Below are 25,955 nucleotides of genomic sequence, written 5' to 3'. Positions count from 1 at the left end.
GCAGCAGAAGGGCGACGCTTACGTCGCCGCCCTTCTGGCAGCGGTGAAGATCTAGTTCTTCTCGGACGTGTCGGTGTCGACCGCGTCGGAATCGGCATCGGTCTCGTCGGCTGTCAGGTCGACGGTGTCGGCACCCTCGAGTGCGGTCAGCTCCTGCTCGGCCTCGGCGATCAGACCCCTGGCCTCGTCCTTGATCTTCTTCGTCCATTCGGACATGGTCACTTCTCCTCCGCTACCCGTCGAGCATTCGAAGCACGTGTACCCGATACTCCGCCAACCATTCTCAGCCCAGTCGACGCCGGCGGGCTAGTCAGGGTCGGAAAGTAGACGTCGGAGGACCTTGCCGGTGGCGTTGCGCGGTAGGTCGTCGACGAACACGACGTCACGAGGGACCTTGTGCCGCGCGAGATGTGCCTTCACGTAGGTCTTGATGTCGTCGGGATCCCGATGGGACGCGGGCGTGGGCACGACGTACGCCCGGAGTCGGTGTCCGAAGTCGGGATCCGCGACACCGACGACGGCGGCCTCGACGACGTCGTCGCGGTCGGCCAGTAGGTTCTCCACCTCGATCGGGTAGACGTTCTCGCCGCCGGACACGATCATGTCGTCGTCACGCCCGTCGACGAAGAGCAGACCGCCTTCGTCGAAATGTCCGAGGTCACCGGTCGACAGCATCCCGTCGATGCGTTCCTTGTCTCGTCCGTCGGTGTAACCGGAGAAGCTGAGGCCACTGGAGACGAAGATGCGTCCCACGGTTCCTGCGGTCGTCACGGGTGTGTCGTCGTGATCGAACAATCGAACGCGGCACGTCACCGGTGGTCGGCCCGCCGTGCCGGGAGCCTGCTCGAGCTCGTCGGGTGTGGCCACCGTCGCTACGGCGACTTCGGTCGATCCGTACAGGTTGTGCAACACCGGGCCGAAGGCGCGGGCGGTCCGACGCGACAGATCCGGCGAAATCGACGAGCCCGCCGCGAAGATGACGCGCAGAGCGGATGTGTCGAACCGATCGAGAACGTCCGGACCGAGGTCGACGATGCGCTGCAACATCGTGGGTACCAGCACGAGCGTGTCCGCCTTGTGCTGTGCGAGCAGTTCGACGGTGTTCTTCGGATCGAACTTGCGATGCATCACGACGGTGTCGGCCAGCGCGAGTGCGAGCGCGAACTGGGACAAACCGGTGCCGTGGAAGATCGGTGCCGCCATCACCATGGTCTTGTTGCGGCGCAACGGCACTCGATCGAGGAACTGCGCCGACGCCAGCGGCGACGTGTGATCCCGAGGAGCCCCCTTCGGCGCGCCCGTCGTTCCGCTGGTCAGCAGTACGAATCCCCCCTGGATCTTGGGTGCCGGAACTGCCGCGGTCGATTCTCGCTCGATGATCGACGTCAGCGTCCGCAAGCGCGGGTTCGCAGTGTCGGTCCATGCGAGATATGTGGTGACTGCGGGGGAGAGGGCGGCGGCGGCGTCCGAGAATTCCTCGTCGAAGACGAATGCGCCGACCTGCTCCCTGGCTGCCACGTCGGCCAGCTGCGGGGCGGCGAAGCCGGTGTTCATCATGACGAGCCGGACGCCTCCCTTGGCCGCCGCGAGCATCGTCGTGACCAGGAGTCGGTGGTTACGCGCCATGGCACCCATGACCGACCCGGCTCCGATACCGTCGGCGCGCCACCCTCGGACGAGCGCATTCGACATACGTTCGAGGTCCGCATATGTGAGGCTGCCCGCCTCGTCGATCAGCGCGACGGTGTCGGCATCGGTGTCCGAATGTGCATGCGCGTGAACAGGACCGGCGAACGGTCCGTACTTGCGCACGGCTCGGAGAGACGCGATCCCCTGATCGATTCGGGGGAACGGGAGGAGCCCCGAGCGGTTCATCACGCGTACCGCGCCCAGACTGTCGACGATGTGCGTCAGTGTGCGGTGGCGTTCGACTCTGTGTCGTACCGACATGATCGTCTCCCCCGAGAACGTTCCGGTGATCCAGCAGTGTTCGTCGAGAAACGATGGTAGTGAACGATCACAAAGCTCGGGCGGAAAGCGCGAATGGGGTTCAGCCCTCTGCGGATCGTGCGTCGATGATCCGCCGTCGCATCAGATCTCGTTCCGGGTTCGAGCCGGCCAGGTCGAGAGCCCGTCGGAACTCTGCGGCAGCCTCGGCGTTCCGGCCCGACCGCAGCAGCAGGTCGCCACGGGCTGCGGCGTACGGAAAGTAGTTCGCCAGCATCGGCTCATCGGCGATGTCGTCGAGTAGTGCAAGTCCTACCTCGGGGCCGTCGCGCATCGCGACGGCCACCGCACGGCCCAGCGAGACGACAGGAGACGGTGCGACGACGGACAGTACGCCGTACAGGGCGACGATCTGTGGCCAGTCGACGTCGTCGGGGGTGCGTGCCTCGCCGTGCAGCGCAGCGATGGCGGCCTGCACGGCATACTGCCCAGGGGTATCCCCGGACAGTGCCTCGACGACGAGAGCAGTCCCTTCGTCGATCATGGCCTGGTCCCACAGCGTGCGATCCTGTTCCTCCAGCATCTCGATGGCACCGCCCGGGCCGGTGCGAGCGGCACGCCGTGCATGGGTCAGCAGCATCAATGCCAGCAACCCGGTCGTCTCGCGCTGACTCGGTAGCAGCGCGCGAAGAATGCGGCCGAGGCGTATCGCCTCGTCGGCGAGGTCGGTGCGCATCAGATCGTCACCGGTCGATGCGGCGTACCCCTCGGTGAAGATGGAATAGACGACCTGCAGCACCCCGGGGAGGCGGTGGGGCAACTCGTCGACGCCGGGGACTCGGAAGGGGATGCGCGCGTCGCGAATCTTCTTCTTCGCCCTCGTTATTCGCTGACCTGCGGTGGTCGAAGTGACGAGAAACGCTCGCGCGACCTCGTGCGTCGTGAACCCTGCCAGGCACCGCAACGTCAGGGCGACGCGGTCGTCGGGTCCCAACGCCGGGTGCGCGCACGTGAAGAACATCTGCAGACGGTCGTCGGGAAATTCGGCGTCGGCCACGTCCGGCGGCGACGAGTACTCCGCCCGGTCGCGATCCACGTGCAGCAAGGCCAGCTTCGACGCGTAGGTCGAGTCCCGACGAAGACGATCGACGGCTCGACGCCTTGCCGTCGTCAGAAGCCAGGCGCCGGGAGCTTTCGGGACGCCGTCGACCGGCCAGTGCACCAGGGCGGCTTCGATCGCGTCCGACGCCACATCCTCGGCGAGGTCGAGATCGCCGTAACGACGCACGAGTGTGGCCAACAGTCTGCCGTGTTCTTCGCGGAACACCGCGTCCAGGGAACTGTCCACGCCCGTGCGCCGCACGAGGTCAGTACCCGGCGATCGGGCGTACGACGACGGTCCCGCCGCCCTGTGAACCGGGGCACCGAGCGGCCCAGTCGAGGGCCGCGTCGAGGTCGGGGACGTCGATGACCTCGAAACCACCGAGTACTTCGCGTGTTTCGGCGAACGGCCCGTCGGTGATGCTGCGGTGTCCGTCGTCGTCGACACGAACGGTGGTGGCGCTCGTCAGATCGGCCAGCGAGTATCCGGTGACGAAGACGCCTTCGTCCTGCATCTCCTTGCCGAACTGGATCCAGTCCTCCGGCGTGCAGCCGTTGTCGAAGTCGGCGCTCGGTGCGTTGATCAGCAGCATGTACTTCATGGTGTCTCCTCGGTCGTTTTCCTCGGCTTACATGATGTAAGACGAACGGAATGCTGCGCTTTCGACACGGCTGAGAAAAAACTTCGGAGAAACGACGAGAGCCCGCGGCACGGATGCAGCGGGCTCTCGTCGGTCGGTTCTGCTACTTCAATTCGGCGGACGTCTTACCGAGTACGCGACGGGCGACGATCAGCTGCTGAATCTGCTGTGTGCCTTCGAAGATGTCGAGAATCTTGGCATCGCGACTCCACTTCTCGAGCAGAAGTCGTTCGGAGTAGCCGTAGCTGCCGGCGAGTTCGACGGCCTTGAGCGTGATCTCGGTGGCCGACCGTCCCGCCTTGGCCTTGGCCATGGACGCCTGCAGAGAGTTGGGCTCCTTGTTGTCCGCCATCCAGGCGGCGCGCAGGGCAAGAAGGTGCGACGCCTCCCAGTCGGCTTCGAGACGCAGGAATTCGGCTGCCGCTGCGTGCTGGTTGTACGCGGGGGTCGTGTACGAGATCTCGACACCGGCCTCGTCGAGAATGGACCGGAGCTCTTCCAAGGCCGCACGCGCGACGCCGATCGCCATGCCTGCGACGAGCGGGCGCGTGTTGTCGAACGTCTGCATGACGCCCGCGAAGCCCTTCTCGGTGTTGACCTCGGCCGATCCGAGCAGGTTGTCCTTCGGGATACGGCAGTTCTCCAGCAGCAGTGCGGCGGTGTCGGACGCCTTGATGCCCAGCTTGTGCTCGAGTCGTGCGACGCTCAGACCAGGAGCGTCCCGCGGGACGACGAACGACTTGATCGCCGCGCGGCCCTTGGACCTGTCGACGCTGGCCCAGACGACGATGTGGGTGGAGCGTTCGCCCGCGGTGACGTAGATCTTCTCGCCGTTGAGCACCCATTCGTCGCCGTCGAGCTCGGCGGTGGTGGTGACGGCGGCCGAATCCGAACCGAAGCTGGGTTCGGTGATCGCCATGGACGCCCACACCTTGCCGAACCGCTCGAGCTGTTCGTCGGTGGACACTGCAGCGATGGCCGAGTTGCCGAGGCCCTGGTAGGGGATGGACAGCGTCAGGCCCACGTCGCCCCAGCATGTTTCGATGACGTTGACGAGTGCGGACATGTTGCCGCCGTTGGCATTTGCCGTCTTGCTCGGCTTCGGGGCGGATTCGCTGTCCTTCTCGCGTCCGCCTGCGGCCCCGCCGATCTCGTTGCCCGCGTCGGACATGCCCTCGACCATGGACGCCATCGTGTCCAGCTCGACGGGGTAGGCGTGCTCGGCCAGGTCGTACTTACGGGAGATGGGCCGGAAGATCTCGGCTGCGACCTGATGTGCCTGATTCGCCTGTGCCCGAAGCTTCTTGGGGAGTTCGAGATTGATCATCGTGTGTCCTCGAGTCTTTCGTTCGCGCGTTGAGACGAATCAGATGAGTACGATGCCCTCGGCAACGCCGACGGCGCAAAGATCGCGGTACCAACGCTCCACCGGGTGCTCCTTGGTGAAACCGTGGCCACCCAGCAACTGCACTCCGTCGGAGCCGATCTGCATGCCCTTCTCGGATGCAAGGCGTCGTGCGAGTGCGGCCTCACGGGCGAACGACTTACCCTGCTCCGCCCGCGATGCGCCACGCAGCGTGACCAGACGCAGACCGTCCACCTCGATCGCGATGTTCGCGACCATGAACGCGACTGCCTGTCGGTTGCTGATCGGTTCGCCGAATGCCACGCGGTCGTTGACGTAGGGAATCACGTAGTCGAGGACTGCTTGGCCGGTGCCGACGGCGAGAGAGGACCAGCCGAGCCGAGCGAGGCTGATGGCGTCGGCGTAATCGAGCGCACGCTGGTCGGCGTCACCGCCACCCAGCAGGGCCGATTCGGGAACGGCTACATCGGTCAGATGCAGCCGTCCGAGTCCTGCGGCGCGCAGGCCCATGCTCGGATCCGCCTCGACGACAAGGCCTTTGGAATCCGATTCGACGATGAAGAACGACGGCCGTCCGTCGAGCTCGGCGGCCACCACGAACAACTCGGACGAGCCCGCGGCAGGCACGACGCTCTTGACTCCGTTGAGCTTGTATCCGCTGGGGGAGCGAACAGCCTTGGTCTGCAACGAGAACGGATCGAACAGTGCACGAGGTTCGTTGACGACGACCGCCGCGTTCGGGACCTTCTCGCCGACGAACGCCGGGAGGTAGGTCTGCTGCTGAGCGTCGGTTCCCCACTGCGTCAATGCAATTGCGACGCCGCTAGGAGCGAGAATCGGAAGCGCGAGGCCCATGTCGCCGTGTGCGAGGGCCTCGGCGACGAGGGCGTTGGTCACCGCGCCACGCTCACTGGCGGCGCCGTCGAGCTCCTCGGGAACGTTGATGAGCGTGATGCCCAGCTCGGCGCTACGACGAACCAGGTCCTCGGGTGACGACGCGGAGGCATCGGCGTCGTGCGCGGCAGGGCGCAGGATCTCGTCGGCGAATTCCTTGACCGTCTCGACGATCATGCGCTGCTCGTCGTCGGGCGTCAGGTCGAAGTAGTCGAGGTTCTTGACCGCGGCGTCGTCGAGGCGCTTGGGCTTGCCGCCGCCGGTGACCTTCGCGAAGGTACGTGTGGCCGCGCCGAGTGTCTTGAACCCCGACTTGGTGCCCTCGTACGTGACGCGATCGATGGTCTGCCGGATCTTGTACTTCTCCGCCAGTTCCGATCCGGTGATGGCCGTGAGCACGCGCATGGCGGTGCCGATGGCATCTCGCTTGATCGGGTTCAGGCCGATTGCGGATGTGTCGCGAGGCGTCTTGCGCTTCGTCTCGATCACACTGTCTTGCTTGCTCATGATCACCAGCTGTTTCTCGGTGTCGGGCTCGGACTCCGCCAACCTTACTCCCGAGTAAGATAGCTGTCTACTCCCCGGTAAGAACGGGAACATCCGCGCACGTCAACGCCGATATGGCACGATTTCGTACCGTGCCGATACTTGCCCAGATCTTTGCCGCACTCGCGGCCGTGCTCCACGTCGCCATCTTCGTCATGGAAAGCGTCGTCTGGACCAGGCCTACGGTGTGAAGCGATTCGGAGTCGCCAGCCAAGCCGACGCCGACACCGTCCGGCCGATGGCCTTCAACCAGGGCTTCTACAACCTCTTCCTCGCACTCGGCATCGTCGGCGGCCTGATCGTCGGAGGATCTGCAGGCCACGCCGTCGTGATCTTCGCGTGCCTGAGCATCGTCGGCGCGGCCGTCGTTCTCGCGACGGGTGGACGCACGTACTTCCGCGCGGCGGTCACGCAGGGCGTCACTCCGCTCGTCGCCCTCGTGATCGCGGCTCTGTTCTGAGCGTCAGCCGTGCTGCAGCGCGGCCAGGACCTCGTCGTGCAGCAGTCCGTTCGTCGCGACCGCGCTGCCGCCGTGCGGTCCGGCGGTGCCGTCGAGACCGGTGAAACGCCCGCCCGCCTCGCGGACGAGAACGTCGAGTGGGGCCAGGTCCCACAGTGAGACCTCGGGCTCGGCGGCGATGTCCAGCGTGCCCTCGGCGAGGAGGCAGTAGGAGAAGAAGTCGCCGTACCCTCGCGTCCTCCACACGGTATCGGTCAGAGCGACGAACTGCTCACGGATCCCGCGGTCCTTCCAGCCGCTGAGGCTGGCGAAACTCAAACTCGCCGAACCCAAGTCACGCACGGACGACGTCGTGATCGGGCGGGCGTCGCCGCCGTCGTACGACGTGAACGCGCCCATGGAGTCGGCGGCCCACCACCGCCGGTTCAGGGCTGGGGCGCTGATCACTCCGACGACCGGCACGCCGTCCTCGAGTAGTGCGATGAGCGTCGCCCAGATCGGCACTCCTCGTACGAAGTTCTTGGTGCCGTCGATGGGATCGACGACCCACTGCCTGCCCTCGAACACCGCGTCGCCGCCGAATTCCTCACCGAGGACGGCGTCGTCCGGGCGCTGTTCGGCCAGCACGGCGCGCACATGGCGTTCGACCGCGAGATCGGCGTCGCTGACCGGGCTGAGGTCGGGCTTGTCGTCGACCTTCAGGTCCAGCGCGAGAAATCGATCGCGGGTGATGACGTCGGCCTGGTCGGCGAGGGACAGTGCGAGTTGCAGGTCAGCGGCGGAGAAGGTCACCAGGAAAGCCTAGACAGGGTGACAGTCGCGTCGTCACCCCGTCCCGGGCCGGAACCAGCAGTCACCACGACTCGAGTTCGACCACGATCGGTGTGCCGGTAACCTTGTATCTCGTGCATCCTGACGTCTCCGCAGATCTGAACGAACTCGACATCACCCTCACCACCATCGAGTCGGTGCTCGATGTCGAGGAACTGCGTCGACGGATCGACGAACTCGAACACCAGGCCGCGTCACCGGACCTCTGGAACGACCAGGAACACGCGCAGCAGGTGACCAGTCAGCTGTCGCATGCGCAGGCCGAGTTGCGTCGCGTCGAGGAGCTTCGTCAACGGCTGGAGGACATGCCGGTTCTGTACGAACTCGCGGAGGGCGAGGAGGGCGACGCGCAGGCGTCGGCCCTCGCCGACGCGGACACCGAGCGCGCGTCGCTGCGCGAGGACATCGCGGCGGCCGAGGTGCGGACTCTTCTGTCCGGTGAGTACGACCAGCGCGACGCGCTCGTCAACATCCGGTCCGGTGCAGGCGGAATCGACGCGGCCGACTGGGCCGAGATGCTGATGCGTATGTACATCCGCTGGGCGGAGAAGCACGGCTACGGCGTCGAGGTGTACGACACGTCGTACGCGGAAGAAGCAGGCATCAAGAGCGCGACCTTCGCGGTCAAGGCGCCCTACACGTACGGAACGCTGTCGGTGGAACAGGGCACGCACCGCCTCGTTCGCATCAGCCCGTTCGACAACCAGGGTCGGCGTCAGACGTCCTTCGCCGAGGTCGAGGTACTTCCCGTCGTCGAGACGACCGATCACATCGACATCCCGGAAGGCGACATCCGCGTCGACGTCTACCGATCCAGTGGACCGGGCGGACAGTCGGTCAACACGACCGACTCGGCGGTGCGCCTGACGCACATCCCGACCGGCATCGTCGTCACCTGCCAGAACGAGAAGTCGCAGTTGCAGAACAAGGTGTCCGCGATGCGCGTCCTCCAGGCCAAACTGCTCGAGGTCAAGCGCAAGGAAGAGCGCGCAGAGATGGATGCCCTCAAAGGCGACGGCGGCAGCTCCTGGGGCAACCAGATGCGGTCCTACGTGCTGCATCCGTACCAGATGGTCAAGGATCTGCGGACCGAGTACGAGGTCAACAACCCGTCCAGCGTCCTCGACGGCGACATCGACGGTTTCCTCGAATCCGGCATCCGCTGGCGGATGCGCGGCGAAGAGTAGGTCACCCCGGTGAACTCGGCACTCGACTTCGGCGTTCCGCTCTACCTGCGTCTTCGCGGGCTCGAAATAGTGCTGTTCGTTCTGGGCGGCGTGCTGCTGGCCCGGTTCATCTCCTGGCTCGGTTCACGCATCACGTCTCGGATCGACGCCAACTATCAGCACAGCGACGCGCTCGTGCGTACCGAGGCGGCCAAGCATCGGCACGCTCTCGCGCAGGTGATCACCTGGGTCGCCGTGACGATCGTCTACATCCTCGTCACGATCGAGGTGCTTCGACGACTCGGCTTCGCTGTCACCGGACTCGTAGCTCCGGCGACGGTCCTCGGTGCGGCGCTCGGCTTCGGTGCGCAGCGCATCGTGCAGGACATTCTCGCGGGCTTCTTCATCATCACCGAGCGGCAGTACGGGTTCGGTGACGTCGTGCAGATCGCGGTCACGGGGTCGGCGGAGGACGCCGTCGGCACGGTCGAGGACGTCACGCTGCGCGTCACGCGGATCCGCAGCGTCGACGGCGAGGTCATCACCGTTCCCAACGGGCAGATCGTGAAGGCCATCAACCTGTCGAAGGACTGGGCCCGAGCCGTCGTCGACGTCCCGGTGCCGTCGGTCGCCGACCTCAACCGTGTCAACGAGGTGCTCCGACGCGTCGGGCACGCCGCCTACGAGGACTCGAACCTGCGGCCGTTGTTGCTCGACGAGCCGACGGTCATGGGTGTGGAGAGCATCGAGGTCGATCAGGTCAACGTCCGACTCGTGGCCCGAACACTGCCGGGCAAACAGTTCCAGGTCGGCCGTGAACTACGCGTCCGCGTCGCCGCCGCGCTGCAGCCGGAAGGCATTCGCGTCACACCCGACGTGTCGACGGCAGGGGTGGCGGCCGAAGGGCGCAGTCGTAACGAAGGTGAGCCGTTGTGACCGAGAACCCTGTCGCCGAGCCCGAGGAGCGATCGTCGTGGCGAGCCTGGCGGCCGCCGGCGAAACTGTTCGGCCGCATTCGGACGTCGACGGCGATTCTGGGACTGTGTTTCGTGTTGACGGGTCTGCTCTACAACCAACTGCAGGAGGGCAACGACGCGCCGGCCGCAGGACCGACGGCCGTCGACCCCGGGCTGGTGAGTCCCGGACCGAGCGCCCAGCAGGAGTACACCGAGCAGTACACGACGACGACTCCGCCCGCGCCGACGACGACGGCTTCTCCGACGCCGACGGACGTGCCCACCACGACGTCAGGGGTTCCTGGCGCGCCGGGAACGGGCACCAGCGACACGGGTACGTCGACGACCACCGCCCCCACCTATCTCCCCGGACTGACGGTGCCGCCGGAGCTGCGATCGCTGCTACCTGCGCCGCCGAGCGCGACGGGCACGCCCTGAGTGAGCCTGAAACGGTTACCGGTCGGTAGGGGCTACACTGGCGACCCGTGATCAGCACGACGAAACTGTCCAAGTCCTACAAGACGTCGACCAGGCCTGCTCTGGACGACGTGACCGTATCCGTGGACAAGGGCGAGTTCGTCTTTCTCATCGGTCCGTCCGGTTCGGGCAAGTCCACGTTCATGCGGCTGCTGCTCAAGGAAGAGACGCCGACGTCGGGTGACATCCACGTCGCCGATTTCCATGTGAATCGACTGTCGTCGCGCCGCGTCCCTCGTCTGCGCCAGAGCATGGGGTGCGTGTTCCAGGACTTCCGGTTGCTGCAGAAGAAGACGGTCGTCGAGAACGTGGCCTTCGCGCTCGAGGTGATCGGCAAGCCCCGCTCGGTGATCAAACGTACGGTCCCCGAGGTGCTCGATCTGGTCGGTCTCGGCGGCAAATCCGACCGGCTTCCCACGGAACTCTCCGGCGGAGAACAGCAGCGTGTTGCCATCGCACGCGCGTTCGTCAACCGCCCGTTGGTCCTGCTCGCCGACGAGCCGACCGGAAACCTCGATCCGGATACGAGCCAGGACATCATGATGCTGCTCGAACGCATCAACCGCACCGGTACGACGGTGTTGATGGCAACCCACGACAACCACATCGTGGACTCGATGCGTCGACGTGTCGTCGAGTTGGACAACGGACGAGTGGTGCGCGACGAGGCCCGCGGCGTCTACGGCGTCGGTAGGTAGAGACGTAGGACCGACTCCCGCCGACATTCTCGTTCTGCACTACCGAAGGGCCCGATACCGCGATGCGCGCCAGTTTCATCACCAGTGAGGTTCTGACCGGACTTCGCCGCAACATCACCATGACCATTGCCATGATCCTGACGACCGCGATCTCGCTGGGGTTGTTCGGCGGGGGACTGCTCGTGGTGCAGATGGCAGGGAAGACCCAGCAGATCTTCCTGGACCGCGTCGAGGTGCAGATCTTTCTGACCGACGACATCTCGTCGGGCGACCCCGACTGCGCGCAGGACACCTGCCGTACGCTGCGGTCCGATCTGGAGCAGACGCCGTCGGTCGAGACCGTGCAGTACCTGAACCGCGACGACGCGGTGAAGGACGCCACCGAGCGCGTGTTCAAGGATCAGCCCGAACTCGCGGAGTTGGTCAGTCCGGACAGTTTCCCAGCGTCGTTCAAGGTCAAGCTCAACGACCCCGAACGCTTCGGCGTCATCAACGACAACTTCGGCAGCAGGCCCGGCGTGCAGAGCGTTCTCAACCAGCGCGACCTCGTCGAGCGGTTGTTCAGTGTCCTCAACGGTGTGCGCAACGCGGCGTTCGCGATCGCGGTCGTGCAGGCCATCGCCGCGATTCTTCTGATCGCCAACATGGTGCAGATCGCCGCGTTCACCAGGCGCACCGAAGTCGGCATCATGCGGCTCGTCGGCGCCACCCGCTGGTACACGCAGCTGCCGTTCCTGCTGGAAGCCGTCGTCGCCGCGTTGATCGGATCGGTGCTTGCCATCGCCGGACTGTTCACCGCCAAGAACCTCTTCATCGACGACGTGCTCTCCGAGGTGTACGAAGCCAACATCCTTGCCCGTATCTCCAACAGCGACGTACTGCTCGTCTCGCCCTTCCTGGTGCTCGTCGGCGTCGGCATGGCAGCGGTCACGGCGTACATCACCCTGCGCTTGTACGTGCGGGAGTAAATCCACTTGCCGTGCAGTTCTATGCTGGAGCGGTTGTGCACGACGCGTGCACGACCTAGACGGCGCTCGGAAGGAAAGGGCCCTGCAGTGAAGGAAAAGGGCCGCAAGGCCATCGCGACCAATCGTAAGGCGCGACACAACTATTCGATTCTCGATGTCTACGAGGCCGGCATCGCGCTGGTCGGCACCGAGGTGAAGAGTCTGCGAGAGGGCAAGGCGTCGCTCGCGGATGCGTTCGCGACGGTCGACGACGGCGAGATCTGGCTCCGCGGGCTGCACATCCCCGAGTACACGCAGGGCAGCTGGACCAACCACGCCCCGCGTCGCACCCGGAAGCTGTTGCTGCACAAGCGTGAGATCGAACGCCTCGTCGGCAAGGTCAAGGAAGGCAGTCTCACCCTCGTGCCGCTGTCGATGTACTTCTCCGACGGCAAGGTGAAGGTCGAACTGGCGTTGGCCAAGGGTAAGCAGGACTACGACAAGCGTCAGGATCTGGCGCGTCGTACCGCCGAGCGCGAAGTGACCCGCGAGCTCGGGCGTCGCATCAAAGGTATGCGCTGACCGCCGTTCTGCTCGCTCTGGTCGCAGCTGTCGGATACGGGGTCAGTGATTTCGTCGGCGGTGTCGCGTCCAGGCGAGTGGCAGCTCTCCGGGTCGTCATCGTGTCGTACCCGTTCTCGCTCGTCGTCGTCCTCCTGATCGCGCCGTTCGTCGGAGGGACGCTCTCCTGGACGCCGATCCTGTGGGGTCTCGCGTCGGGCGTGGCGGGTGCACTGGCCGTCTGGTGGTTCTACCTGGCACTCGCGACCGGGCCCATGGCCGTCGTGTCGCCGTTGACCGCGGTGCTCGTCGCGGGCATTCCCGTCGTCGCCGGATTCGCCATCGGCGAGCGACCCGGCGCGCTCGCCTTCGTCGGAATCGCGTTGGCGCTCGTCGCCGTCGTTCTCGTCAGCAAGGAGTCGCCCGACGAAACCACCGGCGAGGTGGCGGGCGGCCGCGAGATGAAGTTCACCCGTTCGGTCGCATGGTTGACGATCGGGTCCGGGGTGACGTTCGCGATCGCGTTCATCTGTCTCCACCAGATCGAGGACGGTACGGGCCTGTGGCCGCTCGCGGCGTCGCGGGCGTCGGCCACCGCGGTCGTCTGGTGCGTCGCCGTGGCGTCCCGTCATTTCGTTCTGCCGCACGGCAGCGTGTTGAAGTTGGCCGCGTTCGTCGGTGTGCTCGACGTCGTCGCGAATGCCGCACTGCTGTACGCCTATCAAGGTGGGTTGCTGTCGCTCGTCAGCGTCATCGCGTCGCTGTACCCGGCGGCGACCGTCATGCTCGCGATGGTCATGCTCGGCGAGCGCGTCGGTCGGTTGCAGCAGGCCGGAATGCTGTTGGCTCTCGGGGCGGTCGGGCTCATCGCCGTCGCCTAGTGCCGCGGCGCGCACGCCCGGTTGAATCGGGCTCGGCGAGGGTATCGACCCGCAATGACCGCCGAACAGACCCCACGACCTTCCAGAGTTCTCGTCACCGGTGCGACGGGCTATCTGGGTGGCCGGCTCGCCCCACGACTGCTCGACGCCGGCTACACGGTGCGAGTGCTGGCCCGTAACCCCGACAAGCTTCGTGGCGTCCCGTGGGCCGAGAAGGTCGAGGTCGCGCGAGGCGATCTCGGAGATCGTGATTCGCTGAAGTCGGCGTTCGCCGACGTCGACGTCGTCTACTACCTCGTGCACTCCATGGGGACGTCCGGTCACGACGACTTCGCGAAAACCGAACGGGAAAGCGCGGAGAACGTCGCGACGGTGGCCGCCGATGCGGGCGTCGGCCGCATCGTCTATCTCGGCGGGTTGCATCCGCAGACCGGCGATCTGTCTCCACATCTGGAGTCGCGCGCAGAAGTCGGCCGAATTCTCATGGAGTCCCCGACGCCGACGCTCGTGCTGCAGGCAGGCGTCGTCATCGGGTCGGGTTCGGCGTCGTTCGAGATGATCCGGCACCTGACGAACCGCCTCCCGGTCATGACGACACCTCGCTGGGTGCACAACCGAATTCAGCCGATCGCGGTACGGGACGTGCTGCACTATCTCCTCGGCGCTGCCGAGGCGACGTTGCCGCAGAGTCGTGCGTACGACGTCGGAGGACCGGATGTCATGGAGTACGGCGAGATGATGAACATCTACGCCGACGTCGCGGGACTTCGCCAGCGACGCATCCTGGTTCTACCGGTACTCACCCCGCGGCTCGCCGGGCATTGGATCGGTTTGGTGACCCCGATGCCGCGTGGACTCGCGATGCCCCTCATCGAATCGCTCCAGTACGACGCCGTGGCGCACGAACACGACATCGACGACGTCGTCGATCGGCCGGAGGGAGGTCTCACGCCCTACCGCGAGTCCGTTCGCCTTGCGTTGCGCAACATCGAGGAAGGGGAGACGGAGTCGTCGTGGGCGGATACGGTCACCGCACCCTCGGATCCGCTCCCGTCGGATCCGCACTGGGCGGGGGAGGTCGTCTATTCGGACGTCAAGGGTGCATTCCTCGGAACGGAACCCAGCGTCATTCGTCGCAGGCTGGGGGACGTGATCCATTCCGACGACACGAGAGGCTGGCGGCTCGACGACGACGGATCCGACGACGTTCGGTTGCGCTCGACCGCGCGGATCGCAGGCACCGCGTGGCTCCGTTATCGCGCGACCTCGGCAGGAGGGGGAACACGTGTGGAGCAGCGCATCGACTACTTTCCCCGCGGTCTCGCCGGCCGGGCGGTCTGGTACGGGTCCTTCCCGCTCCGCAAGGTGCTGACCGGACGCATGTTGGCTCGGGTCGTCGGCGACATCGACCGGGCCTGACCGGAGACGAAGGCCACGCGGAGATATCGGGATGATTCTTCGTGGGTCGCTTGTTACACTGAACAGCCCGAGCAAGGTGCTGGGGACGTACGGGGCTGAACGGTTTCGACTCTGTATGTTGAGTCAGGGGAAGCGTGTCGGTGCAGGCGAGAGACCACCGTAAGCGTCATCGCAAACATATAAGCGCCGATTCCAATCAGCGCGACTACGCACTCGCTGCCTAAGTAGCGACTGCGTGTCTGTCAGTCCGGATTCGCCCTCGGTCCGGGTACTGGCATCAGCTAGAGGGCTTACCGAATCACTCGGCTACGGAGTGGTGAGGAACATCAAACAGTGGCTGGGATCGTCATCCTGACTTGTTTGCGAGATCGGGAGATCCAAGTAGAGACATAGCAAACTGCACACGGAGAAGCCCTGCCGATACAGCGGAGGACCCGGGTTCGATTCCCGGCAGCTCCACTGAAACAGCCGGGCCGGAGAGCGAAAGCTCACCGGCCCGGCTTTTTCGTGCGTAAGGGTTCGTTGTGTGTCTCCACAGACGTAGCCCACGTCACATCGGTACAGAACCCAACCCGGGGCCGCCTCGGTGCCGAATAGCGGATATGAGCAACAGCCCACGACCGAGATTGTGGACGGGTCCGTCACCGAAGTCATCGACACCGGTGACGTGTGTCGTACTGGTTCTGCACGGCGGAAAGGTGTCGAGCGTCAGACGCAGCCGGCCGTGGCATCTGTCGGGAATTCGCATGTGGCAGTTCACGTGCGCGCTTCGACGCGCAGGCCGGTCCGAGGGCGTCGTCGTCGCTCAACTCCAGTACCGATTCCGCGGATGGAACGGGGTGGAGCAGAGCCCCGTCCAGGACGCGCGGTGGGCGCTTCGGGAGATTCACCGTGATCATCCGGACGTTCCCGTCGTGGTGGTCGGCCATTCCATGGGCGGCCGGACGGCTGCCGCCGTCGCCGACGATCATCTGGTGAGTGGCGTGGTCGCGTTGGCGCCCTGGTGGCCCGACGGAGGTGAGCTGAACGCGATGCGAGCGAACCAGGTCGTGCGCGTCGTGCACGGCGCCGACGACACGTGGACCGACCCGGTGCGGGCGCGCCGCGAAACCGAGGCTGCCGCCGAGCGGGGTGTCGACGCCCGATTCGTGTCGATGCCGGGCGGGCACTTCATGATTCGCGGTGCGCGCCGATGGGTGCGCATCACGCAGGAGTTCGTCATGGCCGCCGCCGGACGGTCGACCACGGACCGTGACGAGGCGACGCGATGACCACTCGTTCCATCGCCGTCGTCGGTAGCGGCGTGGCGGGACTGACCGCTGCGTACGTGTTGACCAAATCGGCGCGAGTGACGTTGTTCGAGGCCGACTCTCGGCTCGGTGGGCACGCGGACACGCACATGGTCGACGGTCCGGACGGGCCGACCGCAGTGGACACCGGCTTCATCGTGCACAACGACCGCACGTACCCCACGCTGCTGCGGTTGTTCGCCGAACTCGAGGTGCCGACGCAGGAGTCGGACATGAGCATGTCGATCCGATGCGACGGCTGCGGCCTCGAATACTCGGGCGGACAGGGACTCCGCGGGATTCTGCCGTCGGTGCGCACGGCGACGCGCCCGCGTTATCTCGGAATGCTCGTGGAGGTCAAGCGATTTCACCGCGAGGCGACGGCTCTGCTGCAGTCCGATTCGCCGGACCGTGACGAGACGCTCGACCGGTTTCTTCGTCGCGCCAAGTTCTCCGACTACTTCACGTCGCACTTCATGGCGCCGTTGGTGTCGGCCGTGTGGTCGTGTGACCCGGTCACCGCACTGAACTATCCCGCGCGTTATCTGTTCTCGTTCCTCGACCACCACGGAATGCTCAGCGTCTCCGGGTCGCCGGTGTGGAGGACGGTCACCGGCGGATCGGTCGAATACGTACGGCGAGTGGCGGAGCGCATCGACGAGATCCGCGTGTCCACGCCGGTCCGAGCCGTCTATCGCCACGACGACGGCGTCGACATCAGGGACGACGGTGACGAGCTACGACGGTTCGACGCGGCGGTCGTGGCGGTGCATCCGCAGCAGGCCTTGAAGATCCTGGCCGAGCCCACTGCACTCGAACACGCGGTGCTCGGCGCCATGCCCTACTCGGTCAACCGAACTCAACTGCATTCCGACGAATCGGTACTGCCGACGACGGAGCGGGCGCGTGCGTCGTGGAACTACCGAATTCCCGATTGTGGTGCCGCACCGGACACCGTTCTGGTCAGCTACGACATGACTCGACTGCAGCGACTCGGCGGACCGCGTCGATACCTGGTGACGTTGGGCGGATCTCATCTCGTCGATCCTCGGAAGGTGGTGGACGAGATGACCTACGAGCATCCGCAGTACACGCCGGAATCTCTTGCGGCGCAGCGACGGCTTCCCGAACTGGACAGCGACACCGTCGCGTTCGCGGGTGCCTACCACGGCTGGGGTTTCCACGAGGACGGCGCGAGATCGGGGCTCTCCGCGGCGGAACGGCTCGGCGGACGATGGACGTGACGGCGTCGAACGCCATCTACTCGACCACGATCGAGCACGTACGGACAGGGCCGCTTCGGAACAGGTTTCGATACAGGAGCTACAGCTGGTTCGTAGACCTCGACGACCTGCCTCGCTTGCATCGGATGGCGCGGCCGTTGGCGGTGTTCGATCCCCGCGACCACATCGGCGACCCGACGAAGTCCATCCGCGCGAACATCGACGCGTTCCTCGCCGAACACGACATCGATCTACGTGGCGGACGAATCACGATGTTGGCCAACGCCCGGGTGCTCGGGCACACGTTCAACCCGCTCAGTGTGTTCTGGTGCCACGACCCGGAGGGGAACGTGAGGTGTGTCGTCGCCGAAGTGCACAACACGTACGGCGAACGGTACGCATACCTGCTCCACACGGACGCCACCGGCCGTGCGCGTACGCGCAAGGAGTTCTACGTGTCTCCGTTCAACGACGTCGACGGTGAGTATCGGATGCGGCTCCCCGAACCCGACGACGCGCTTCGGCTGTCGATCGTGCTCGAGCGAGAAGGGTCGCCGCCCTTCGTCGCCACCGTTTCGGGCTCGCGTCGTGAAGCAGATACCCGTGCAGCCGTGAAATCCGCAGTCGCGGTACCGCTCGCGCCGCTGCGGGTGGTGATGCAGATACGACTTCAAGGAATTCGTCTGTGGGCGAGGGGACTTCCCATCCGTCCACGCCCGCGTGTTTCGACAGTAGGAAAGGCAATCGGATGACGACAACGCTGACGCGACACGTCTCGACCATCGACCGCGACGTGTGGCCTGGGATCGCGTGTGCCCCTGCCGGGGTGAAGGCCACGGTTGCCGGGCCCATCGCGGATGCTCTGTTCCGCCGTGCGGTGAACCGCCTTCCGATCAGGGTCCTTCTGCAGGACGGCACGCTGATCGGTGGTGGTACCGCGGAATCGCCGCTGATGACGATAAGGCGGTCGGCGGACTTCGCCGCCCGTGTCGGAGACAGTGGACTCATCGGGTTCGGCGAGGCGTACATGGCGGGGGACTGGGACGCCGAGGACCTCACTGCCGTTCTCGAGGTCTTCGCGACGCGCATGGCCACCCTGATTCCGACGTCACTGCAGCGCCTCCGAGGACTGTACGTTGCGAAACCGCCACGCACCGAGCGCAATACGACGAAGAACACGCGGTCGAACATCTCGCGGCACTACGACCTGTCCAACGATCTGTTCGAGTTGTTCCTCGACGACACGATGACGTACTCGAGTGCGCTCTTCGCCTCTACCGGGACCGTCGACGACGGGGAATCACTCGCCGACGCCCAACGTCGCAAGATCGATCGGCTACTGGACAAGGCCGGAGTGGGCGAAGGAACCCGTGTGCTGGAGATCGGCACGGGGTGGGGCGAACTCGCGATCCGTGCAGCTCGGCGCGGCGCGACGGTGCGGTCGGTCACGCTGTCGACCGAACAGAAAGACCTGGCGGACAAGCGCATCGCAGCGGCCGGATGTGCCGAGCGTGTTCAGGTGGATCTGCTCGACTACCGGCTCGTCGACGGAGAATACGACGCGGTCGTGTCGGTCGAGATGATCGAGGCCGTCGGACATCAGTACTGGGGCACGTACTTTCGGACGATCGACCGCGTTCTCGCGCCGGGCGGACGCGTCGCCATCCAGGCGATCACGATGCCGCACGATCGCATGCTCGCCACCAGGAACACCTACACGTGGGTGCACAAGTACATCTTCCCCGGCGGATTCCTGCCGTCGATCCGGGCGATCGAGGAGGTGACCGAGCAGCACACGAGCTTGCGTGTGCGCGAACGATTGTCGATGGGGGATCACTACGCTCGCACGTTGCGTCACTGGGATCGAGCGTTCGGCCGCAAGTCCGAGCACGTCGCCGAACTCGGATTCGACAGCGTGTTCGCCCGAATGTGGCATTTCTATCTGTGCTATTCCGAGGCAGGCTTCCGGTCGGGGTACCTCGACGTCCAACAAGTCGTGCTCGATCGAAGGAGAGGCGAATGAACACCACTGCACCGACCGGCGTCGCGCCACGTCTGGCCGACCTTCTCGCGCCGTTCGTCGGGGGCGAGCTTCCCGTTCACCTCGAGGCGTGGGACGGCAGCGTCGCGGGTCCGGAGAGCGCTCCGCACGTTCGCGTGAACAGTCCGAGCGTCCTGCGTCGATTGCTGTGGAGCCCAGGGGAACTCGGGGCCGCGCAGGCGTACGTCACCGGGGAACTCGACGTCGACGGCAGTATCGCCGACGCGCTGGATCACGTGTGGTCCGAAGTGCGTTCGCGTGATCTGACGGCTGTGCGTCCCACGCCTGCGGCGCTGGCGAAGCTGGCGAAACTCGCGAAAGACCTAGGCGCGCTGGGAAAGCCGCTCGCACCCCCACGCTCGCAGGCCGTCGTCAAGGGGCGACTGCACTCGTTGCTGCGCGACCGGGCCGCGATCAGTCACCACTACGACCTGTCGAACGACTTCTACGAGTTGGTTCTCGACTCGCACATGGCGTACTCGTCCGGCTACTGGACGTCCGATGCACCGGACTACACCCTCGACGACGCCCAGCGGGACAAGCTCGATCTGGTCTGTCGCAAGATCGGGCTCGACGCCGCACCGGGGCAGCGGTTCCTCGACGTCGGATGTGGTTGGGGGTCACTGAGTCTGCATGCCGCCGAGCACTACGACGCACGCGTCGTCGGCGTCACGATCTCGCGGGAGCAGAAAGCGTTCGTGGACAAGCGCATCGCGAACCGCGGACTGCAGGACCGTGTCGAGATCAGGATTCAGGACTACCGCGAGATCCCGGACGGCCCGTTCGACGCCGTCGCGTCGATCGAGATGGGTGAGCACGTCGGCGAGAAGAATTATCCGACGTACGCGGCTGCGCTGTTCTCGAACGTCCGACCCGGCGGACGTGTGCTCGTGCAGCAGATGTCGCGCAAGGAGGGGGACAACCCTGGAGGCGGCGCGTTCATCGAATCGTTCATCGCGCCGGACATGTACATGCGACCGGTGGGACGAACGGTCGCGATGATCGAGGAATCCGGGCTCGAGGTACGCGACGTCCACGCGATGCGGGAACACTACGTTCGCACCGTCGACGTGTGGACCGAACGGTTCGAGGCTCGCTGGGACGACGTCGTCGCGCTCGTGGGGGAGGAAGTCGCCCGGGTCTGGCGCCTCTACCTCGTCGGCGGCGGCATGGCGTTCCGGGACGGTCGCATGGGCGTCGACCAGATTCTCGCGGTGCGACCGGATGAGCGTGGGCACGTCGGCATCGACATGGTGCGCCCGCAGTGGGTGGGCGCGAGACCGTGACGTCGTTCGAATGGTCCGATTTCCTGGTCGTCGCGCTGAGCAGTGCTGCTGCGACCGCGGTGCTGATGATCGTGACTGCGGTGATCGGGTCCCGCATCGGTCGGCACAACGTCGTCGACGTGACGTGGGGCGCCGGCTTCGTGCTCATCGCGGCCGTCGCGGCTGCGGTCGGCACAGGTGAGCTGTGGCGCCGGCTCGTGCTGGCTGCCGTCGTCGCACTCTGGGGACTGCGACTCGCGTCGCACATGTTCCAGCGCTCACGCGGGGAGGGCGAGGATCCGCGGTACGAGGAGATGTTGTCGAAGACATCCGGCAACCACACCCTGTATGCGCTGCGCAAGATCTATCTGACCCAAGCCCTCGCGTTGTGGTTCGTGTCGCTGCCGATCCAGGTGTCCTCGGTGGCACACGGCTCGGTCGTGGTCGTTGCACTCGTCGGAATCGTCCTCTGGGCGGTCGGGCTCACGTTCGAGGCCACGGGCGACGCGCAACTGAAGGCGTTCAAGGCCGACCCGTCGAACAAGGGCAAGATCATGGACCGCGGTCTCTGGTCGTGGACGCGTCACCCCAACTATTTCGGCGACGCGTGCGTGTGGTGGGGCATCTACCTGATCGCGGCATCGGCGTGGCCGGGCGTCGTCACGCTGCTGTCACCCGTGGCCATGACGTACTTCCTCGTCTTCGCAACCGGTGCCCGATTGTTGGAGAAAAGCATGTCGCAGCGGCCCGGATACGAGGAGTACCAGCAGCGGACCAGCTACTTCCTTCCGCGCCCTCCGAAGTAGCCGCTCCGCTCTCGGGACGCCACCCACGAGAAAGTCGGTGCGGGCAACTAGTGTTGACCGCAGGCGAATCGAGCAAGGCAGAGGGAGGCGCATCGTGGCGCACGACAGAGCAGGAACCGTGGCCCTACCGGAGGATCTCGTCGACCTTCCGCACCTGGTGACGGCGTACTACTCGCGCACGCCCGACGTGTCCGATCCGGGTCAACAGGTCGTCTTCGGTACCTCGGGACACCGCGGTTCCAGCCTGGACGGCGCATTCAACGAGGCACACATTCTCGCGACGACACAGGCGATAGTCGAGTACCGGGCATCGCAGGGCATCACCGGCCCGTTGTTCATCGGCCGTGACACCCACGCGCTGTCCGAACCTGCATGGACGACGGCCTTGGAAGTGCTTGCCGCCAACGACGTCTCGGTTCTCGTCGACTCCGGGCAGGGATACACTCCGACGCCCGCGGTCAGTCATGCGATCCTGCGACACAACGCATCCGGGCCGTCGGCCCAGGCCGACGGCATCGTCGTCACTCCATCGCACAACCCGCCGCGCGACGGTGGGTTCAAGTACAACCCTCCGCACGGCGGTCCGGCCGACAGCGACGCGACCAAGGTCATCGCGGAACGTGCGAACGCACTGCTGAAGAAGGATCTGGCCGGAGTGAAGCGAGTATCGCTCGCCACGGCGCTGCGTACGACGGTGGGCGAGTACGACTACCTCGGCAGCTACGTCGACGATCTGCCGGGCGTCGTCGATCTCGACGCCATTCGGGCTGCGGGCGTGCGCATCGGGGCCGATCCGTTGGGCGGTGCCAGCGTCGACTACTGGACCGCGATCGCCGAACGTCACAACCTCGACCTCACCGTGGTCAATCCGCTCGTCGACGCCACCTTCCGGTTCATGACGCTCGACACCGACGGCAAGATTCGCATGGATTGCTCGTCGCCGAACGCGATGGCGTCGCTGATCGCGGCGCGCGACAGCTACGACATCGCGACGGGTAACGACGCCGACTCCGACCGTCACGGGATCGTCACACCCGACGGTGGTCTGATGAACCCCAACCACTACCTGGCCGTTGCCATCGACTACCTGTTCACCCACCGGCCGGGCTGGTCGCCCGCGACGAAGGTCGGCAAGACGCTGGTGTCGTCGTCCATGATCGATCGCGTCGTCCAGGGGCTCGGCCGGTCGTTGATCGAGGTCCCGGTCGGCTTCAAGTGGTTCGTGTCCGGGCTCGTGACCGGTGATCTCGGTTTCGGTGGCGAGGAAAGCGCCGGAGCGTCGTTCCTGCGCACCGACGGCAGTGTCTGGACCACCGACAAGGACGGAATCATCCTCGCGCTGCTGGCGTCGGAGATCACCGCGGTCACCGGCAAGACCCCGTCGCAGCGCTACGGCGATTTCACCGCGCAGTACGGCAATCCGGCGTACGCGCGCGTCGACGCGCCCGCCACTCGCGAGCAGAAAGCAGTTCTGGCCGCGCTGTCTCCCGACCAGGTCACCGCGACCAGTCTCGCCGGCGAGAAGATCACAGCCACCCTGACCGCAGCGCCCGGCAACGGAGCGGCGATCGGCGGATTGAAGGTGACGACGGAGAATGCGTGGTTCGCGGCGCGACCGTCGGGGACCGAGGACGTGTACAAGATCTACGCAGAGTCCTTCCACGGTGAGAAGCACCTGTCCGAAGTTCAGTCCGCCGCGAAAGAACTCGTGTCGCAGGCTCTGAAGGAATCGTGACGAGTTCGAACCCTTCGAGCTCTTCGGAACGCACGGATCGACTTCCCTCCGAGATCTGGGTCCTCGTCTCGGCGAGCTTCGTCATCGCGCTGGGATTCGGCATCGTCTCGCCTGCGTTGCCGCAGTTCGCTACCGAGTTCGGCGTCGGCGTCGTCGCGGCGTCGGCGGTCATCAGCACGTTCGCCGCGATGCGATTGGTGTTCGCGCCCGCGAGTGGAGCACTCGTGCAGAAACTCGGCGAGCGGCCCGTCTACCTGACGGGCCTGCTCATCGTCGCCGCGTCCACGGGTGCGTGCGCGGTCGCTCAAACCTACTGGCAGCTCTTGATCTTCCGTGGCCTGGGCGGTATCGGTTCGACGATGTTCTCGGTGTCGGCGCTCGGCCTGCTGATTCGTATGAGTCCGCCGCAGAGCCGTGGCCGGGTCTCGGGCATGTACGCGACGAGCTTCCTGATGGGGTCGATCGGGGGGCCGCTGGTCGGCGGCGCTCTCGTCGACTTCGGTCTGCGCGTGCCGTTCGTCGTCTACGCCGTCGCTCTCGTCGTCGCCGCGGCGGTCGTCTTCTTCAGTCTCGGAAAGGACGCCGGACGACAAGACGAACACGACTCGTCCGTGCCGGTGATGTCTCTGCGGGCTGCGTTGAAGGTGCCCGCGTACCGAGCGGCGCTCTCGTCGAACTTCGCTACGGGGTGGGCGGTCTTCGGCGTACGTGTCGCGCTGATTCCGTTGTTCGTCATCGAAATACTGGACCGGTCCGCTGCCGTGGCTGCGATCGCGCTCGCGGTGTTCGCGGTCGGCAACGCGCTCGTCCTGATCGGGTCGGGTCGTCTGTCGGACGTACGCGGACGGAAGCCGTTCGTCGTACTCGGTCTCGTCGTCTCGGCGGCAGGCACCGCGGCCATCGGTCTGACCGACCACATCGTCCCGTTCATGATCGCATCGTTCGTGGCGGGCGTCGGATCCGGAGCGATGACGCCGCCGCAGCAGGCGTCGGTCGCCGACATCATCGGTTCGAAGGCGCGCGGTGGTCCCGTGCTGTCGACCTTCCAGATGGTGGCGGACGTCGGCGCGATTCTCGGTCCGGTGATTGCAGGCGCCGTCGTCGAACATTATTCGTACGGAGCGGCTTTCGTCATGTCCGGCGTGATTCTGTTCGTCGCTGCGGTGTGGTGGATGTGCGTTCCCGACACCCTGGATCGATCGAAACCGGCCGAACGCGCGTCGTGACGAGTCGTCGACGCACGTAGATCCGTACTATTCGGACTGTGAGTCAGAAGAGACCGTCCAGCGTCAAGCACACGCCGCAACCCACCTCCAGCACGTCCACCTACATTCTGGCGGGCGTCGCGCTCGTCGTCGTGGTGATCGTTGTCGTCGTCGCAATCCTGTGGCAGCGCGGCGGAGACGAACCACGCAACGACGGATACGGTTCCGTCAAGAACGCCGACGTGGCGCTGACGGTGCAGGACGGCGGGGTCGTTCAGCTCGCACGGCCGGGCGCAGCCACGACGGTCGATCTCTTCGAGGACCCGATGTGCCCGTTCTGCGGCCAGCTCGAGATCAAGCACGGTCAGGAACTCGCGCAGAAGATCGACGAGGGCGCCGTCGCCGTCCGCTATCACATGGTCGTTCTGCCGGGCCTCGACGCGGTGTCGGCGAGCGGCAACTATTCGAGCCGCGCAGCGGCCGCGTCGCAGTGCGTTGCCGCCTCGGAGAACGCGGTTGTCTATTCGGCGTTCCATTCAGGGCTTTTCGCGGCGGATTTCCAGCCCGAGGAGAACGCGGACTCGGACCGGTCCGATTCCGAGCTCGCCGATCTCGCGCGTCGCAGCGGCGCGTCGGATGTCACGGCCGAGTGCATCACGTCGGGCGCGATGACCGAGCAAGCGGCAGCCGACGCCGACGGTGCCCGTGAAGCTCTGGCGGCAACCGGGGCTGCGGGGACCCCGGGCGTACTCGTCGACGGTTCGCTCGTCGACGCGCTCCGGGACTCCGGCTGGGTCGAGTCGATCGGCTGACGGCGACCGCGGCTCCGACCAGCTGATTTGTAGCTCCAAGTCGGCATGGTGTAACTTCGTTCAAGCAAACGCACTGCGGTGCGGGAGCGAAGTACGGGGCTATGGCGCAGCTGGTAGCGCACCACACTGGCAGTGTGGGGGTCAGGGGTTCGAGTCCCCTTAGCTCCACTCGAACACAAGCTTCACCGAAAAGGGAGTCACCGCGAGGTGACTCCCTTTTCTGGTCTTCACGCTCGTCTCGAACTGCAGAGACGTCGGCGATCCCGCACCCCTGTCGTCGACGCCTCCGAGTCCGACCCGAGTCGGGTGGCTACGTCAGTGCGCTGCGTCGAAAGCGTTCTCGACGTCGGCTGGAATTCGGCCTCGCGCCGAGATCGCGTAGCCGTTCGCTTTCGCCCATTCTCGAATTGCCTTGGTCTGATTGGCGTCGCGTTTACCGCCCGCAGTCGCCGTCCCGACCGACTTCTTGGTTCGTTTTCCACCGACCCGCGCCGAGTGATCGATGTAGTAGTTCAGTTTGCGGTGAAATTCTTTCGCGTTCTTGTCGCTCAGGTCGATTTCGTAGTCGACGCCGTTGACGGAGAATACAATGTGTTCGCCGCCCGACTCGATGGGCTTGTCATCGATATCGTCGACGAGTTGAACATAGACTTTCTTGGCCATTTCCGAAGTTCTCCAATGATGTTTT

The 25,955-nt window shown here is 65.4% G+C and carries 26 protein-coding genes, 1 tRNA gene and 1 other RNA gene; 20 read left to right on the top strand and 8 right to left on the bottom strand.

Annotated features, from left to right (window positions below):
• Positions 1-51 precede the first annotated feature (51 nt).
• The 6 genes from DK926_RS26680 to DK926_RS18075 form a co-directional block, all read right to left on the bottom strand.
• On the bottom strand, positions 52-216 hold the full coding sequence (locus DK926_RS26680) for a hypothetical protein (RefSeq protein ID WP_165839602.1): 165 nt from the start codon (positions 214-216) through the stop codon (positions 52-54).
• Positions 217-306: 90 nt separating this feature from the next.
• Entirely contained in the window at positions 307-1,950 is a 1,644-nt protein-coding gene (locus DK926_RS18095; RefSeq protein ID WP_114331555.1) for an acyl-CoA synthetase, read from the bottom strand.
• A gap of 100 nt (positions 1,951-2,050) precedes the next feature.
• A complete protein-coding gene (locus tag DK926_RS18090) occupies positions 2,051-3,295 on the bottom strand; it encodes an RNA polymerase sigma factor (RefSeq protein ID WP_243636885.1) in 1,245 nt (414 codons plus the stop codon).
• Between the two features lie 19 nt (positions 3,296-3,314).
• The gene (locus tag DK926_RS18085; protein ID WP_114331553.1) at positions 3,315-3,650 is read right to left on the bottom strand and encodes a YciI family protein; all 336 of its coding nucleotides are present in this window, start codon (positions 3,648-3,650) and stop codon (positions 3,315-3,317) included.
• A gap of 142 nt (positions 3,651-3,792) precedes the next feature.
• Positions 3,793-5,016: an acyl-CoA dehydrogenase family protein gene (locus DK926_RS18080; RefSeq protein ID WP_068421383.1), complete on the bottom strand. Its 1,224-nt coding sequence runs from the start codon at positions 5,014-5,016 to the stop codon at positions 3,793-3,795.
• A 39-nt stretch (positions 5,017-5,055) separates the two neighbouring features.
• Positions 5,056-6,462: an acyl-CoA dehydrogenase family protein gene (locus DK926_RS18075; RefSeq protein WP_114331606.1), complete on the bottom strand. Its 1,407-nt coding sequence runs from the start codon at positions 6,460-6,462 to the stop codon at positions 5,056-5,058.
• Between the two features lie 220 nt (positions 6,463-6,682).
• On the opposite strand from DK926_RS18075, the gene DK926_RS18070 reads away from it, so the two are divergent.
• Positions 6,683-6,955 carry a DUF1304 family protein gene (locus DK926_RS18070; RefSeq protein ID WP_347812647.1) on the top strand — a complete coding sequence of 91 codons (273 nt, stop codon included), beginning with the start codon at positions 6,683-6,685 and terminating at the stop codon, positions 6,953-6,955.
• Positions 6,956-6,958: 3 nt separating this feature from the next.
• On the opposite strand, the gene hisN is transcribed toward DK926_RS18070, so the two are convergent.
• The gene (gene hisN, locus DK926_RS18065; protein ID WP_114331552.1) at positions 6,959-7,747 is read right to left on the bottom strand and encodes a histidinol-phosphatase; all 789 of its coding nucleotides are present in this window, start codon (positions 7,745-7,747) and stop codon (positions 6,959-6,961) included.
• Between the two features lie 113 nt (positions 7,748-7,860).
• Here hisN and prfB point away from each other — a divergent pair, with 113 nt between their 5' ends.
• The 19 genes from prfB (at position 7,861) to DK926_RS17970 (ending at position 25,435) form a co-directional block, all read left to right on the top strand.
• Complete coding sequence (gene prfB / locus DK926_RS18060) at positions 7,861-8,973, top strand: peptide chain release factor 2 (protein WP_114331605.1); 1,113 nt, start codon at positions 7,861-7,863, stop codon at positions 8,971-8,973.
• 9 nt (positions 8,974-8,982) lie between these two features.
• Positions 8,983-9,888, top strand: a complete 906-nt coding sequence (locus DK926_RS18055; RefSeq protein ID WP_068421377.1) for a mechanosensitive ion channel family protein — start codon at positions 8,983-8,985, stop codon at positions 9,886-9,888.
• Positions 9,885-10,346 carry a hypothetical protein gene (locus DK926_RS18050; protein ID WP_114331551.1) on the top strand — a complete coding sequence of 154 codons (462 nt, stop codon included), beginning with the start codon at positions 9,885-9,887 and terminating at the stop codon, positions 10,344-10,346. The genes DK926_RS18055 and DK926_RS18050 overlap by 4 nt, the downstream gene beginning before the upstream one ends.
• 47 nt (positions 10,347-10,393) lie before the next feature.
• The gene (gene ftsE / locus DK926_RS18045; RefSeq protein WP_068421371.1) at positions 10,394-11,083 is read left to right on the top strand and encodes a cell division ATP-binding protein FtsE; all 690 of its coding nucleotides are present in this window, start codon (positions 10,394-10,396) and stop codon (positions 11,081-11,083) included.
• A gap of 62 nt (positions 11,084-11,145) precedes the next feature.
• Positions 11,146-12,051, top strand: coding sequence for a permease-like cell division protein FtsX (gene ftsX / locus DK926_RS18040; RefSeq protein ID WP_114331550.1), 906 nt, complete (start codon positions 11,146-11,148; stop codon positions 12,049-12,051).
• A gap of 87 nt (positions 12,052-12,138) precedes the next feature.
• A complete protein-coding gene (gene smpB, locus DK926_RS18035; RefSeq protein ID WP_068421367.1) occupies positions 12,139-12,612 on the top strand; it encodes an SsrA-binding protein SmpB in 474 nt (157 codons plus the stop codon).
• An 8-nt stretch (positions 12,613-12,620) separates the two neighbouring features.
• Positions 12,621-13,472: a DMT family transporter gene (locus tag DK926_RS18030; RefSeq protein ID WP_114331549.1), complete on the top strand. Its 852-nt coding sequence runs from the start codon at positions 12,621-12,623 to the stop codon at positions 13,470-13,472.
• Positions 13,473-13,526: 54 nt separating this feature from the next.
• Entirely contained in the window at positions 13,527-14,891 is a 1,365-nt protein-coding gene (locus DK926_RS18025) for an NAD(P)H-binding protein (RefSeq protein WP_114331548.1), read from the top strand.
• A 91-nt stretch (positions 14,892-14,982) separates the two neighbouring features.
• Positions 14,983-15,353: a transfer-messenger RNA gene (gene ssrA, locus DK926_RS18020) on the top strand.
• Positions 15,354-15,493: 140 nt separating this feature from the next.
• The gene (locus DK926_RS18015) at positions 15,494-16,162 is read left to right on the top strand and encodes an alpha/beta fold hydrolase (protein ID WP_114331547.1); all 669 of its coding nucleotides are present in this window, start codon (positions 15,494-15,496) and stop codon (positions 16,160-16,162) included.
• Positions 16,159-17,424 (top strand): FAD-dependent oxidoreductase, encoded by a 1,266-nt coding sequence (locus tag DK926_RS18010; protein WP_207890860.1) that lies wholly within the window; start codon positions 16,159-16,161, stop codon positions 17,422-17,424. Before DK926_RS18015 ends, DK926_RS18010 begins: the two co-directional genes overlap by 4 nt.
• Positions 17,415-18,155, top strand: coding sequence for a DUF1365 domain-containing protein (locus tag DK926_RS18005; RefSeq protein ID WP_114331546.1), 741 nt, complete (start codon positions 17,415-17,417; stop codon positions 18,153-18,155). The genes DK926_RS18010 and DK926_RS18005 overlap by 10 nt, the downstream gene beginning before the upstream one ends.
• Entirely contained in the window at positions 18,152-19,426 is a 1,275-nt protein-coding gene (locus tag DK926_RS18000; RefSeq protein ID WP_114331545.1) for a cyclopropane-fatty-acyl-phospholipid synthase family protein, read from the top strand. The genes DK926_RS18005 and DK926_RS18000 overlap by 4 nt, the downstream gene beginning before the upstream one ends.
• On the top strand, positions 19,423-20,730 hold the full coding sequence (locus DK926_RS17995; RefSeq protein ID WP_114331544.1) for a cyclopropane-fatty-acyl-phospholipid synthase family protein: 1,308 nt from the start codon (positions 19,423-19,425) through the stop codon (positions 20,728-20,730). The genes DK926_RS18000 and DK926_RS17995 overlap by 4 nt, the downstream gene beginning before the upstream one ends.
• The gene (locus tag DK926_RS17990) at positions 20,727-21,515 is read left to right on the top strand and encodes a DUF1295 domain-containing protein (protein ID WP_114331603.1); all 789 of its coding nucleotides are present in this window, start codon (positions 20,727-20,729) and stop codon (positions 21,513-21,515) included. The genes DK926_RS17995 and DK926_RS17990 overlap by 4 nt, the downstream gene beginning before the upstream one ends.
• 94 nt (positions 21,516-21,609) lie before the next feature.
• On the top strand, positions 21,610-23,250 hold the full coding sequence (pgm, locus tag DK926_RS17985) for a phosphoglucomutase (alpha-D-glucose-1,6-bisphosphate-dependent) (protein WP_114331543.1): 1,641 nt from the start codon (positions 21,610-21,612) through the stop codon (positions 23,248-23,250).
• Positions 23,247-24,476 carry an MFS transporter gene (locus DK926_RS17980; protein ID WP_114331542.1) on the top strand — a complete coding sequence of 410 codons (1,230 nt, stop codon included), beginning with the start codon at positions 23,247-23,249 and terminating at the stop codon, positions 24,474-24,476. Before pgm ends, DK926_RS17980 begins: the two co-directional genes overlap by 4 nt.
• Positions 24,477-24,514: 38 nt before the next feature.
• The gene (locus DK926_RS17975; protein ID WP_068421337.1) at positions 24,515-25,267 is read left to right on the top strand and encodes a thioredoxin domain-containing protein; all 753 of its coding nucleotides are present in this window, start codon (positions 24,515-24,517) and stop codon (positions 25,265-25,267) included.
• Between the two features lie 95 nt (positions 25,268-25,362).
• Positions 25,363-25,435: transfer RNA gene (locus DK926_RS17970), tRNA-Ala, on the top strand.
• Positions 25,436-25,582: 147 nt separating this feature from the next.
• On the opposite strand, the gene DK926_RS17965 is transcribed toward DK926_RS17970, so the two are convergent.
• A complete protein-coding gene (locus tag DK926_RS17965) occupies positions 25,583-25,930 on the bottom strand; it encodes an Lsr2 family protein (RefSeq protein WP_114331541.1) in 348 nt (115 codons plus the stop codon).
• Positions 25,931-25,955: the final 25 nt, after the last annotated feature.

This window comes from Rhodococcus sp. Eu-32, assembly GCF_003336925.1.
GTDB classification, from domain to species: Bacteria; Actinomycetota; Actinomycetes; order Mycobacteriales; family Mycobacteriaceae; genus Rhodococcoides; species Rhodococcoides kyotonensis_B.
This window is presented reverse-complemented; position numbering and strand designations above follow the sequence as displayed.